Raw genomic sequence first — 14,039 nt, 5'->3', positions numbered from 1 at the left:
ATGTGCAAACTTTAACAGCAACGGATTTAACCAAAACTTATGGCGAAAAGGTCCTGTTAGACCACGTTTCCTTTCTGATTCGTGAAGGCGATCGAATCGGATTGATCGGAACCAACGGAACCGGGAAAACAACTTTATTAAACATTCTGGCAGGTGAAGAGCCGTTGGACAGCGGCGCAATCACTAAACCGAATGATTATCGGATCAGTTATTTAAAGCAGCAGCCAGAACTGCCAGCTGACTTGTCCGTCATGGATGCCGTCATTACTGGTGATAATCCGGCCTTCAAGACAATCAAAGCTTACGAAAATGTTTTGCAGCAGTATACGGCCCATCCTGAGGACCAGAAACTGATGGACCGGTACATGAAACTCGATGAGCAAATGACGCAGCAGGATGCTTGGAACGTCGATACCGATGTCAAGACAATCTTAACTCAGCTGCATATTACCGATTTGAACCAGAAAATCGGCCAGATGTCTGGCGGCCAGCAGAAACGGGTTGGGTTAGCACAAGTTTTGATTGAACAGCCGGACCTGCTGATTATGGATGAGCCGACCAACCATTTGGATTTTGACTCAATTGCCTGGCTCGAAGATTACTTGGCCAAGTATAAAGGGGCCTTGCTGGTTGTAACCCATGACCGCTACTTCTTGGACCGGGTGTCGAATCAGATTTTTGAACTCGATCATGGGAATCTCGGCATTTTTGCCGGTAATTATGAGCAGTATGTGACCGAAAAAGCCGAACAAGTTCAAACGGCTTCCGAAGAAGCACACAAACAGCAGCAATTATACAAACAGGAGCTTGCCTGGATGCATGCCGGTGCTAAAGCTCGGACGACCAAACAAAAAGGTCGTATCAATCATTTCAATGAGTTAAAGAAGAATCTACCTAAGAAGGAACAAACCCAGAGTGTCGAAATTGAAGTCGGCCAGACTCGGCTAGGCAAGAAAGTAATCGAACTCAAAGACGTCACTTTGAATCTTGGCAGTCATCCTATTCTCGATGATTTCAGCCTGTTAGTACAGGCCAATGACCGTATCGGAATTACCGGTGAAAACGGGGCCGGCAAAACATCCCTCTTGAATGTGATTGCTGGCAAGCTGCCCGTCGATTCAGGAGTCGTTTCAATCGGTGAAACGGTCAATATGGCTTATTACACCCAGATGTCCGAAGAAATGAATCCGGATCAGCGCGTCATCCAATACCTTCAAGAAGCTGGGGAAGAAGTGGTGTCTAAAAATGGCACCCATATCAGTGTGACGCAGCTGCTGGAACAATTTCTGTTCCCACGTTCGATGCATGGTACTTTGATTCGTAAATTATCCGGCGGCGAAAAACGGCGGCTGTACTTGCTGAAACTATTGATGCAGCAGCCGAATGTGCTGCTGCTGGATGAACCGACTAACGATCTCGATATTGGGACACTAACGATTTTGGAAAACTATTTGCAGCAGTTCAACGGTACCGTGATTACCGTTTCACATGACCGTTACTTTTTGGATAAAGTGGCTGATAAACTGCTGATTTTTGACGGCAACGCACAGATTGAACGATTCAGCGGACGTCTGACGGATTATTTAAACCAGGCGGCCCCAAGCTCCGCATCGAAGAAGACGACATCAGCACCAAAGGAAAAAACGGCTCATGAAGCACCAGTTGAACAAAAACCAGCTAAAAAGACTAAACGGACCTACGCCGAAGATCTCGAATATAAAAAGATCGAGCCGGAAATGGAACAGCTCGATCAGACTATTCAGAATCTGAAACAGCAGATGGCCGCAACGGCAGGCACAGATTACACGAAGCTCGGTGATCTGCAGCAGCAAATTGACACGTTGAATAAACAGCTCGACGATAAGATGAACCGCTGGGATTATTTGAGCCAGTTTGATGATTAGGAGGATTCAGCATGCAAGGCGAAGCAGCTTATTTAGAAATGGCACGGACGATCCTCGATAAAGGCGACTTTAAGGCAGATCGGACTCAGACGGGCACTTACAGCATTTTTGGTTATCAAATGCGATTCGACCTCCAAAAAGGGTTTCCGTTATTGACGACCAAAAAAGTCCCATTCGGTTTGATTAAAAGCGAATTATTATGGTTTCTGCGGGGCGATTCCAATATTCGTTACTTGCTCCAGCATAAAAACCATATTTGGGATGAGTGGGCCTTTCAGCGTTATGTTGACAGTGACGTCTATACTGGACCTGATATGACCGACTTTGGACATCGTTCCCAAACCGATCCTGAATTCAATCAAGTTTACAAAGAGCAGAAAAAACAGTTTGACGAGCGTATCTTGAATGACGACGCCTTTGACCAACAATTCGGCGATTTAGGCAATATCTACGGCAAGCAATGGCGGGCCTGGAAAACGACCAAGGGTGATACGATTGATCAGCTGCAGAATGTGATTGATGCCATTAAAACGACGCCTTATTCACGGCGCTTGATTGTCTCAGCTTGGAATCCGGAAGATGTGCCGACAATGGCTTTACCGCCTTGTCATACGTTGTTCCAGTTCTATGTCAATGATGGCAAACTGTCTTGCCAGCTCTACCAGCGGAGCGGCGACGTCTTTTTAGGGGTGCCGTTCAACATTGCGAGCTATGCTTTGCTGACGTGCCTGATTGCCAAAGAAACCGGATTGGCGCCAGGCGAGTTTGTGCATACATTCGGTGATGCGCATATCTACGTCAACCACGTTGACCAAGTCCGTGAACAATTGAGCCGTACGATTCTGCCGGCGCCAACCCTATGGCTCAATCCGGATAAGCAAAGTATCTTCGATTACGATGTTGCGGATATCAAAATCGAAAATTACAAACATCATGGTGCCATCCACGCACCAGTGGCAGTTTAGGAGGCAAGCAAGATGCTGATTTATTTATGGGCGGAAGATGAAAACCATCTAATCGGTGCAAATGGCACTTTACCATGGCATTTACCGGCTGATATGCATCATTTTAAAACACTGACAACCGGACAGACGGTGCTGATGGGGCGCAAGACCTGGGACAGCCTGCCGCATGGTGCTTTAAAGGACCGGACTAATTTAGTCGTCACACGGCAGGATAATTTCTCTGCCCCAGATGCTTTGGTTCTGAGCGGCCGGGTCGCCATTATGAATTATGATTGGTATCACGTTGATGAAAACATTTACGTAATCGGCGGCAGTCAGATTTTTGAGTTATTAAAAGACCAAGTGGATCAGCTTGAAGTCACTCGCATCGGCGCCAGTTTTGACGGCGATGTCTATATGCCTGACCTAGATTGGACTGCCTTCAAACGCATCAAACAGAACGCACATCCAGCCGCTGGCAAGAATGCTTATCCGTATACCTTTGAAACTTATACAAGAGTAGCTGAAAAGTGAAAATATTTTTGTTATACTAGATGAGAATGGATTTGCGGTACAGAAATTTTTTCCGCACGTGCAATATTTATTTTCCAAAGAAAGTGTGGCGGAGACCGTCGTGTCAAAAATTAAAATTGTAACAGATTCATCCGTGCAGTTAACTCCTGAAGAAGTTAAACAATATGAGATCCACGTCCTTCCCTTAACCGTAATGATTGATAATACGGTTTACATCGATGATGTGACCATCACACGGTCCGAATTCATGGATAAGATGGCAGCCGCTAAGGCGTTGCCAAAAACAAGCCAGCCGGCAATTGGTGAATTCGTCAAATTATTCAACGAATTAGGTGCTGATGGCAGCCAAGTGCTGTCGATCAATATGATGTCGGCCATCAGCGGCACTGTCAATACCGCTGAACAAGCCGGAACGATGTCCGATAGCGACGTTACTGTTTATCATAGCGGCCGGACTGATCGTGCCATGAGTTTTCAAGTACTTGAGGCTGCTAAGATGGCTCAGGCCGGCCAGCCGCTGGATGAAATTGTCACACGGCTGAATCAGATTCAAGCCAATACACGCCAATACATGGCGATTACGGATTTAAATAATATTGTCAAAGGTGGCCGCCTTTCCAAAGCAGCTGGTTTTATTACCAACTTGTTAAACATTAAGGTCATCCTTGAAGTTGCGGACAATAGTCTCGACATTATTCGTAAAGGCCGTGGCAAGAAGACAGTCACGAAGTTTGTCAAAGAATTAGAAGAGAAGCTTCAGAAATTGCCAGATATTCAATCGATCGGAATTTCATATACGGATCCGATGCGGGATTATGTCGACCAAATGAAAGCGGAAATTCAGAAGTTCCTGCCGGATGTCCCCTTCTTAGTGCGAGAAACAGATCCGATCATCGCCACTTATGCCGGTTTTGGTGCGTTTGCGATCACTTATTACACAAATGCGCCGATTCCAGCTGACGAAGAAATGAAATAACTGTTGTGTCTGCTTGCTTTTCAAGCCACAGCGTGATACCAATAGTTTAAATAGCAAAACCAAACGAGACTGGGACAATGCGCCATTTGTTCCAGTCTCTTCTTCATAAACGCTTCTTTTACGGAGAGGAGGAGATTCTCACGGGTAAACAAGGACGTTTTTGGCTGTCACTGGGGGCTTTTGTCGTTTTGATTGCAGGAATCTACGCCCTCTGGAATCAATTTACACCGCAGCCGCAGACTTTTTCGAGTTCAGCCAGTACGAGCCGTTCATTAGACGTGGTCGGACTAGGGGATGGCTTGACCAGCGGAGTTGGCGATACAACTGGTGCCGGAGGTTATCTGACGCTGCTCAAGAATGACCTGACGACGAAAGACACCCATTTAAAAGTTCACGTCACTAATAAAGCCGAGCCAGCTGCAACCTTAGCGCAGACTCAGAAACACTTGAAAAAGCAATCCGTTCAAACAGCTGTTCAACATGCAGATGTGCTGACCGTTTCAGTTGGCACCCACGAATGGCAGACGGCAGATGGTCAAAAGCAAAAAGGGGCTGCCAAAACGAAACAGCAGTATACAGCCGATTTAAAAGCCTATTTGAGGGCACTGCGTAAGTTAAATCGAACGGCTCCGATTTATGTTTTGGGGATTTATTCAACGGCGACAACAGAACCGGCTTCGTTAGTACAGTGGAATGCCAACACAAAAACGATTGCGAACCAAGTCAGCCGCACCGAATTTGTGCCGTTGAACGCTGCCCTGCAAAAAGGCGAAACCACGGCCGCATCCAGTTCCAATTCGACTAGTGCCGACAAAAATCAATATATTTTCAATGAAGACCATTTTCATCCTAGCAGCAAAGGATATGACCGCATTACGGCTATTCTGTACAAGTCGGTCGTCAAACACGGTAACCTGCCGAAAAAAGGCGGTTCGCTGCGGATGATCGGGATTGGTGATTCATTAACACATGGGGTCGGTGATACCACCAAGCAAGGTGGCGGCTACGTCCGTCGTTTGCAAAGCACTTTGAAAAAGAAGAAAAATATTACCGTTAAAACAAATAACTTTGGAGTAAATGGCAATATGAGCACCCAGATTCTCAGTCGCGTCAAAAACGATGCGACATTGCGGAACCGGCTGCAACGGGCAGATTTAATTACCGTGACCGCCGGCGGCAACGATATGCTAGGTGTCTTGCAGAAAGACTTTTTCAAACTGGATCAGGCTAAGCTGAAACAAGGCGGCGAAACTTATCAGCAGAACCTAGCACAACTATTGAAAACGATTCGGCAGGTTAATCCGGATGCACCGATCTTCGTTTTGAGTCTGTATAATCCGTTTTATGTCTATTTTCCCAAAATGACGTCGATCCAAACGACAATCAAAGCTTGGAACAAGGTTATCCAGCAGGAAGTCAAAGCAACGGACCATGCTTACTATGTCAATATCGACGCCGTCTTAACCAAGGGCAAGCAGACCAAAGCAAAAGCCACGCATACTAATCGCTACTTAAATGAAGGAACGAAGATGCCGAATAATACAGGATATCAGGTTATTGAACACCAGCTGCTGGACACGATGAATCAGCATCGCTCTTGGTGGCTCACAAAAGAGGAGGAGTAATGTGGCAACACGAGTAGTATCACATCAAAGTGCGCCGAAGAAGCGGCCGCCGATCAATGGCTGGAAATGGGCCTTTATCGTGCTGGCGGCGATCATCATCGGTTCTGGCTTATTCATCGGGACTAAGATGGCTGCACCGTTAGATCCGGCCGTTAAAACGGAAAAGACGATTAAGGGGCAACCGACCTTCTCGATCAAACTCGATAAACAGCAGATTAATGGAATCACCGCCTATTATCTGAATCACTATTTGAAGAATTCGGAGATCAAATATAATGTCAAGCTGGAAAATCAAGCCGTTTTAAGCGGCAAATTTCGCTTTCTAAGCTATCCGACGCAGTTCCGTATGTATTTAGACCCGTATGTCCTTCAAAACGGTGACGTTCAGTTTAAGGCCCGTCAGCTGTCGATCGGGCAGCTGAATCTGCCGATCAGTTTTGTTTTGCAGTATGTTGACAAGTTCTACCACCTTCCAAAGTGGGTCAAAATCGACAGCAAGCAGAAAACGATCGTGTTAGAATTAAATGAATTTAAATTGAAAAACGGCATGCAGGTCAAAGCTAAGAAGATCGACCTGATTCATGATGAAATTGACCTAGATGTTTATGCGCCGTTGAAATAAAGCAACTCGTTTTTGTTTTTAAATAGGAGGAAATGCATGCGCCGCTCTTTTTATCAATATTTAATGACACTGCGCAATCCCAGCAGTACCGAACCAATTGCGGAATTTGCCAATAATGCCTTTTACGATCAGTCTTTTCCCAAACAGGAAACGGATTATCATCGTCTTTCGCAGTATTTGGAGCTCAACGCCGGTTATTTGCCGACGATGACCATCTTTGACGAAGTTTACCGTGATTATCATGAAAAGGAACAACTTTAGGAAGGAGTGACCACCGTGGCTACCATTCAATGGTTTCCAGGCCATATGGCCAAAGCACAGCGGCAAGTCCAAGAAAAATTAAAACAAGTCGATATCGTCTTTGAAATCGTCGATGCACGGGTTCCGGAATCTTCCCGCAATCCCGTCCTGGACCAGATTATTCAGCAAAAACCGCGTCTATTGATCCTCAATAAGGCCGACCTCGCCGATCCGCACAAAACAGCTGCTTGGATCAGTACCTATGAAAAGGCCGGTCAACCAGCGATCAAACTCGATGCCCAGCATAAACAACGTTTGCCGCAGATTGAAAAAGCGGCTCGTTCAATCCTAGCCGACAAGATCGAACGACAAAAGCAGCGGGGCATTCGGAATCCGCTGATCAAAGCGATGTGTATTGGCATTCCCAACGTCGGCAAGTCTACTGTTTTAAACCGGCTCTTATCCAAAAACATTGCCAAAACAGGGAATAAACCTGGTGTCACCAAGAACCAGCAGTGGTTGAAAGCAAGTGATCATTTAGCCTTGCTTGATACACCCGGGATCTTGTGGCCGAAATTTGACGATCCCGAAGTCGGCACGAAGCTTGCTTTGACAGGGGCGATTGCTGAAAATATCTATCATCCGGATGACGTCGCCGTTTTTGCCCTTGACTTCTTTCGGGCTCAATATACCGCTGCCATCACTAAAGCCTATCAATTAACGGCTCAAGATTTAACGTTGCCAGCGCCAGAGCTGTTATTGGCATTGACTAAAAAATGGGGCCTGAAAGACGATTACGATCGTGGTTCCGACCGCCTGATTCAGGAAATTCGCAAGGGTCGTTTAGGCCGTTACACGCTCGATCTGCCGCCGAAAGAAGCGGATGAAGCATGAGTTTAACGATTGCCGAATGGCGAGCACGCATCCATTCAGAAACTGAATTGTCACTGGATGAACTCACCACACTAAAAAATGATCCGCGAGCTGGTGTTCAGCAACTGCTCAAGCAATATCAGCGCCACCAGAAAAAACTGCTGGATGAAGAAACGGCTTTTGAACAGCGGCTACAGTTTGAGCATGAACTTTGGCCACAGTATCCGTATATTGCCGGCATCGATGAGGTCGGGCGTGGTCCGCTGGCTGGCCCAGTTGTCACGGCCGCCGTTGTTTTACCGCATGATTTTCATGTGCTGGAAGTGAATGATTCGAAGCAGTTGTCGGCGGCTAAACGAGAATTTCTCTATCGAGAGATCATGGCTCAGGCCGTTGAAGTCCACTTGGGAATTGCGACCAACACCGAAATCGACCAGGAAAATATCTATCATGCCACTGAAATTGCAATGGGGCGGGCGGCAAGTGGCTTACCGCATCGACCCGACTATTTGCTAGTCGATGCCATGACTGTCCCCGTCACGATTCCACAGCGGAAACTGATTAAGGGCGACGCCCGCAGTATCAGTATTGGTGCAGCCAGCATTGTCGCTAAAGTGGTCCGAGATCATATCATGACGATGTACGATCGAATTTTCCCAGGTTACGATTTTGCCGATAACGCAGGTTATGGCACCAAAAAACATTTAGCTGGACTGCAGAAACTGGGAATTACCCCTATTCACCGTCGTAGTTTTGCGCCCGTTAAAAAATATGCACAGCGATAAAACGAATCAGCATCCTTTGCGTAATTGTTCAGTGAGGAACACTTACAAAGGGGATGTTTTTTTGACTGCTCAGGACCTATTACTGCTGCGTGTTTTTCTGACGGATGCTTTTCCGTACCAAGCATTGCTCAAACTGACCATTTTTCTTAATACGCATCCGACCGTGACTAATTTGGCCGCGAGTGAATGCTGCCAGATTGGCGCATTGGATCAAGCACATAGCAGTGCTTTTCAGAAAAGTTATCACACCCGTGAGCTCGCTATTCGAATGCAGCAGCATTTGCAGCAGACGCATGTGGTCACCATTTTAGATGATGATTATCCGGAGTTACTGCGAGAATGTTACCGACCGCCGTTAATTCTCTTTTATCGGGGCAATCTTAGTCTGACTAAACAGCCGCAGCTGGCCGTTGTTGGGGCACGCAAAGCCTCTGATTATGCCTTTTATGCGATTCAAAACCTGTTGCCACCGGTTATTCGCCAACAAATTGGAATTGTCAGCGGACTAGCAATGGGCGTCGATTCAGCCGCACATCGCTGTACACTCGAAAGCCAAGGTCGACCAATTGCTGTGATCGGAACTGGATTAGATCAAGTATATCCCCGTTATAATGACAAGTTGCAAACGGCCGTTTCAGAAAACGGCCTGCTGCTGACCGAATATGCTTTGGGAGACGCTCCATTACGGTGGCACTTCCCCTTACGCAACAGAATTATCGCTGGGTTAAGCCGCTGTGTTCTGGTGGTCGAAGCACGCCAGCGCAGCGGTAGTCTAATTACCGCCCAGCTCGCCACTCAGGAAAATCGCAATGTTCTAGCTGTGCCCGGCAGTTTGTTTGCACCTTTGTCGGTGGGCTGTAATGAACTGATTCAAGATGGCGCAACGCCGATTTTAAAAAGTGCTGATATTCTCCGTGAATTTGCACCTTATTTAACTTCTAAATAGGAAGATTCACGTTTGTGAAAATAAATTTAAAAAGGGCGCAAGGCACGCAATCTTTGTTGTGGGCCGTTTATTTGCAATGGACAATAGTTGACAAATTCCAAACGAGTAGCATATGATGATTTACGATTTTGAGTAACAGCTACTCATCGAAAGGAGTTTGTCCATGGCAGCCAAAAATTTGGTCATTGTGGAATCACCCGCAAAAGCAAAAACAATTGAACGCTATTTAGGACGGAACTATAAAGTTGTGGCCAGCCTTGGTCATATTCGTGATCTGCCAAAAAGCCAGATGGGGGTCGATATCGAGCATGATTATCAGCCGAAATACATTTCCATTCGTGGCAAAGGCGATGTCATTAAAAATTTAAAGAAAAATGCTAAGAAGGCCGAACATATCTATCTGGCCGCCGATCCCGATCGTGAAGGAGAGGCTATTGCCTGGCACGTTTCACATGTGTTAGGTCTTGATCCGGCTGACAAAAACCGTGTCGTTTTTAATGAAATTACCAAAGATACCGTCAAAAACGCTTTTAAAGAACCTCGCAGTATTGATATGAACTTAGTTGATGCCCAGCAAGCCCGCCGCATCCTCGACCGGCTGGTGGGGTATTCAATCAGTCCGTTACTGTGGAAAAAAGTTAAAAAAGGCCTTAGTGCTGGCCGTGTCCAGTCAGTCGCCTTAAAACTGATTATCGATCGTGAAAAGGAAATCAAGGCTTTCAAGCCGGAAGAATATTGGACGATCGATAGCCAATTCAAAAAAGGCCGTAGCAAATTCAAAGCCAGTTTCTACGGTTTGAACGGCAGAAAAAAGGCTTTGCCGAATAATGATGCCGTTCAGGATGTGTTGAAACGAATCGACCGTAAAGGCAACTTCGATATCACTAAAATTGTACCCCGTGAACGGAAACGGTATCCTGCCGCACCGTTTACCACGAGTTCAATGCAGCAGGAAGCCAACCGCAAGCTGAACTTCCACACGCGCAAGACGATGATGGTTGCCCAGCAGCTGTATGAAGGCATCAATTTAGGCGGCCGGCAAGGAACCGTTGGGCTGATTACCTACATGCGGACCGATTCGACTCGGATCTCGACAATTGCTAAGCATGAAGCCTCTGATTTCATCCATGAAAACTATGGGGCCGATTATGCAGCTGTTAAGGCACGGAAGACGAAAAATCCGGAAGGGGCACAGGATGCCCATGAAGCCATTCGGCCTAGTTCGGTGGCACGCACTCCAAAGAGTTTGAAAGATGTGCTCGATAAAGACCAATACAAACTGTATAATCTAATCTGGTCCCGTTTTGTGGCCAGTCAGATGACACCCGCCATCCTAGACACCTTAACGGTCACGATCGAACAGAACGATGTGACGTTCCGTGCGAATGGGTCAAAGATGAAGTTTGCCGGTTTCACCAAACTGTATGTATCCTCACGGGACAAAGAAGATAGTGCCAAAGATAATTTACTGCCTGATCTTGAAGTCGGCGACCAAGTCCAGTTAGCCCAGACTGATCCAGCCCAGCACTTTACTCAGCCGCCGGCACGCTATTCAGAAGCCAATTTGGTTAAGGCACTCGAAGAAAATGGGGTTGGTCGTCCCTCAACTTATGCACCGACCATTGATACCATTCAACGGCGTTATTACGTCAAGCTGAATGCGAAACGTTTTGAACCGACCGAACTCGGTGAGATCGTCGATAAGATCATCGAAGAGTTCTTCCCTGATATTGTCAATATCGACTTTACTGCCGACCTCGAAGGTGAACTCGATGAGATCGAAATCGGCAAGCAGAACTGGGTCAAAGTCGTGGATGGATTCTACAAACCATTCGAAAAAGAAGTTGAACATGCCGAAGTCGGCATCGAAAAGATTCAAATCAAAGACGAACCAGCTGGGTTCAACTGCGATGTTTGCGGTGCTCCAATGGTCATCAAGATGGGCCGTTACGGTAAATTCTACGCTTGCAGCCGTTTCCCAGATTGTCGCAACACCAAGCCGATTGTCAAAGAAATCGGGGTCGAATGCCCGAAGTGTCATGAGGGCCAAGTCGTCGAACGCAAATCGAAACGGAAGCGCCTTTTCTATGGGTGCTCCCGTTATCCCGATTGCGATTTTGTTTCCTGGGACAAACCAGTTGGGCGTGACTGCCCCGTTTGCGGCCACTTCTTAGTCGAAAAGAAGGTCAAAGGCGGCAAACAAGTCATCTGTCCAAACGAAGATTATCAAGAAGACATTCAAAAATAGAAAATGAGGTTATCGTATGACAGCAAAACCATATGTAAACGTCATCGGTGCTGGCTTAGCTGGCTCTGAAGCTGCTTGGCAAATTGCGAGCCGTGGCGTTGATGTGCATCTTTATGAAATGCGTCCTGTTAAAATGACGCCGGCACACCATACAAGTAATTTTTCCGAACTCGTCTGCACCAATTCACTGCGGGCAAACCAGATTACCAATGCAGTTGGCCTGCTCAAAGAAGAAATGCGCCATCTCGATTCGATCGTAATCGGTTCGGCGGATGCTCATGCCGTCCCAGCTGGCGGTGCGCTCGCCGTTGACCGTGAACCATTCTCAGAAGCCATCACGGCTAAACTGAAGAACCATCCGAACGTGACGGTTTTCAATGAAGAACTGACTGATTTTCCAGAAGGACCGACCGTTGTCGCCACTGGACCGTTAACTTCCAGTGGTTTAGCAGACAGCATCCAGAAGCTGAATGGTGCCGATGGGTTGTATTTCTACGATGCTGCCGCCCCAATCCTTGAAAAAGATTCAATTGATTTCGACAAAGTCTATCTTAAGTCGCGTTATGATCGGGGCGAGGCGGCCTATCTCAACTGTCCGATGGATAAAGATGAATTCGAAGCCTTCTACAAAGCACTGATTACTGCCGAAGTTGCCGAATCACACGATTTCGAAAAGGAAAAGTATTTCGAGGGCTGCATGCCGATCGAAGTCATGGCCAAACGGGGCGAGAAGACAATGCTCTTCGGTCCCTTGAAGCCAGTTGGGTTGGATGATCCCCGCACCGGCAAACGTCCTTATGCTGTTGTTCAATTACGACAGGATAATGCCGCCGCTAGTTTATACAATATTGTCGGCTTTCAGACCCATTTAAAGTGGGGCGAACAGCGCCGTGTCTTCCGGATGATTCCTGGTCTTGAAAATGCCAAGTTTGTCCGCTATGGTGTTATGCATCGCAACACGTTTATGAAATCGCCATTCGTTTTACAGCAGACCTATCAATCTAAAGTTCGGCCCGACCTGTTCTTCGCTGGACAAATGACTGGGGTCGAAGGTTATGTTGAAAGTGCGGCAAGTGGTTTGATTGCCGGCACGAATGCCGCACGTTTAGCGTTGGGGCAAGACCCAGTTGTCTTCCCACAGGAAACAGCGATGGGGGCACAAGCTTACTACATTACGCATGCGGATGAGCATGATTTTCAACCGATGAATGCCAATTTTGGAATCTTTCCGCCGTTAGCAGAGCGGGAACGTGACAAGAAGAAACGTCATGAAAAATTTGCCGAACGGTCGCTTACAGAGCTTGATCAATTTAAGCAAACCATTTAAGGGCTTTCAAAACCCCATATCCTTGTGGTAAAGTTATTACAGGGATAGGGGGTTTTTATGTGCTCGAATTAAACTGGCTCGATGATTACTTTCGCTATCTCAAGGATGACCGTCATTATTCGGCGGATACTTTGACTGCCTATCAGGAAGATTTGAAGGCGTTCATCCAGTTTTTGACGCAAAACGGCGGTCTGCAATCGTTCAAAGACGTTGGGGATGTTGACGTTCAAAGCTATCTAACGGCAATGGACGAAAAAAATTACAGCAGTGAAACAGTGGCTCGTCATGTTTCAAGTTTACGTGCTTTTTATGCTTTTCTCGTTAAGAATGAGTACTTAAGCCGGAATCCGTTTAAAAAGGTCCATCTGAAGAAAAAAGCCAAGCACCTGCCTGATTTCTTTTATGAAAAAGAAATGGACGAATTACTGGCTGCGGCAAAAGGCGATGGTTCGCTGCTTGACCTGCGTAATAGTGCCTTGTTAGAGGTCCTGTATGCGACCGGCATCCGTGTGCAGGAATGCACCCAATTGACACTGGCTCAGGTTGATATGACGCTGCGCGTGATGCTGATCCATGGGAAGGGCAACAAGGATCGTTACGTACCCTTCGGACGTTATGCCCAGCAGGCCCTGCAGACTTATTTTGAAAAGGCCCGACCGACGCTGATGCACCATAAACAACATGACGTGGTGTTTGTCAATCATCATGGAGATCCACTGACGAGTCGCGGTGTTGAGTATATTCTGAAACAGATTATTAAGCGTACTGATTTAACGCAGGATATCCATCCCCACATGCTGCGGCATACGTTTGCAACGCAAATGCTGAATCATGGGGCTGATTTGCGAACCGTTCAGGAATTATTGGGGCATAGCAGTCTTTCGACGACTCAGATCTACACCCATATGACGACGGAAAATCTGCAGAAAAACTACCGGACGTATTTTCCCCGTGCCTAAATGGGTGTTTCGAAGGAAAACTCCGTCAAAAGTCTGATGAAAAAACGTATTAAACG

The 14,039-nt window shown here is 46.7% G+C and carries 13 protein-coding genes; all 13 read left to right on the top strand.

Annotation, left to right across the window (positions count from 1 at the left end; genetic code table 11):
* Positions 1–2 precede the first annotated feature (2 nt).
* Positions 3–1,904, top strand: a complete 1,902-nt coding sequence (locus tag IV40_RS01665) for an ABC-F family ATP-binding cassette domain-containing protein (protein WP_057768626.1) — start codon at positions 3–5, stop codon at positions 1,902–1,904.
* Between the two features lie 11 nt (positions 1,905–1,915).
* Positions 1,916–2,869: a thymidylate synthase gene (locus IV40_RS01660; RefSeq protein WP_057768625.1), complete on the top strand. Its 954-nt coding sequence runs from the start codon at positions 1,916–1,918 to the stop codon at positions 2,867–2,869.
* A gap of 12 nt (positions 2,870–2,881) precedes the next feature.
* Positions 2,882–3,382: a dihydrofolate reductase gene (locus tag IV40_RS01655; RefSeq protein ID WP_057768624.1), complete on the top strand. Its 501-nt coding sequence runs from the start codon at positions 2,882–2,884 to the stop codon at positions 3,380–3,382.
* Positions 3,383–3,482: 100 nt separating this feature from the next.
* Positions 3,483–4,358 (top strand): DegV family protein, encoded by an 876-nt coding sequence (locus IV40_RS01650; RefSeq protein WP_057768815.1) that lies wholly within the window; start codon positions 3,483–3,485, stop codon positions 4,356–4,358.
* Between the two features lie 188 nt (positions 4,359–4,546).
* The gene (locus IV40_RS01645) at positions 4,547–5,983 is read left to right on the top strand and encodes a GDSL-type esterase/lipase family protein (protein WP_057768623.1); all 1,437 of its coding nucleotides are present in this window, start codon (positions 4,547–4,549) and stop codon (positions 5,981–5,983) included.
* Between the two features lies 1 nt (position 5,984).
* The gene (locus IV40_RS01640) at positions 5,985–6,605 is read left to right on the top strand and encodes a YpmS family protein (RefSeq protein ID WP_057768622.1); all 621 of its coding nucleotides are present in this window, start codon (positions 5,985–5,987) and stop codon (positions 6,603–6,605) included.
* Between the two features lie 36 nt (positions 6,606–6,641).
* The gene (locus IV40_RS01635) at positions 6,642–6,866 is read left to right on the top strand and encodes a YozE family protein (RefSeq protein WP_057768621.1); all 225 of its coding nucleotides are present in this window, start codon (positions 6,642–6,644) and stop codon (positions 6,864–6,866) included.
* Positions 6,867–6,881: 15 nt separating this feature from the next.
* Positions 6,882–7,739, top strand: coding sequence for a ribosome biogenesis GTPase YlqF (gene ylqF, locus IV40_RS01630; protein ID WP_057768620.1), 858 nt, complete (start codon positions 6,882–6,884; stop codon positions 7,737–7,739).
* The gene (locus IV40_RS01625) at positions 7,736–8,503 is read left to right on the top strand and encodes a ribonuclease HII (RefSeq protein ID WP_057768619.1); all 768 of its coding nucleotides are present in this window, start codon (positions 7,736–7,738) and stop codon (positions 8,501–8,503) included. Before ylqF ends, IV40_RS01625 begins: the two co-directional genes overlap by 4 nt.
* A 61-nt stretch (positions 8,504–8,564) precedes the next feature.
* A complete protein-coding gene (dprA, locus tag IV40_RS01620; RefSeq protein ID WP_057768618.1) occupies positions 8,565–9,449 on the top strand; it encodes a DNA-processing protein DprA in 885 nt (294 codons plus the stop codon).
* A gap of 163 nt (positions 9,450–9,612) precedes the next feature.
* Positions 9,613–11,697 (top strand): type I DNA topoisomerase, encoded by a 2,085-nt coding sequence (gene topA, locus IV40_RS01615; protein WP_057768617.1) that lies wholly within the window; start codon positions 9,613–9,615, stop codon positions 11,695–11,697.
* 16 nt (positions 11,698–11,713) lie between these two features.
* Positions 11,714–13,024: a methylenetetrahydrofolate--tRNA-(uracil(54)-C(5))-methyltransferase (FADH(2)-oxidizing) TrmFO gene (gene trmFO / locus IV40_RS01610; RefSeq protein ID WP_057768616.1), complete on the top strand. Its 1,311-nt coding sequence runs from the start codon at positions 11,714–11,716 to the stop codon at positions 13,022–13,024.
* A 59-nt stretch (positions 13,025–13,083) separates the two neighbouring features.
* A complete protein-coding gene (gene xerC, locus IV40_RS01605; protein WP_057768615.1) occupies positions 13,084–13,983 on the top strand; it encodes a tyrosine recombinase XerC in 900 nt (299 codons plus the stop codon).
* Positions 13,984–14,039 lie beyond the last annotated feature (56 nt).

It is taken from the genome of Lactobacillus selangorensis, assembly GCF_001437205.1.
In the GTDB taxonomy this organism is placed as follows: domain Bacteria; phylum Bacillota; class Bacilli; order Lactobacillales; family Lactobacillaceae; genus Paralactobacillus; species Paralactobacillus selangorensis.
This window is presented reverse-complemented; position numbering and strand designations above follow the sequence as displayed.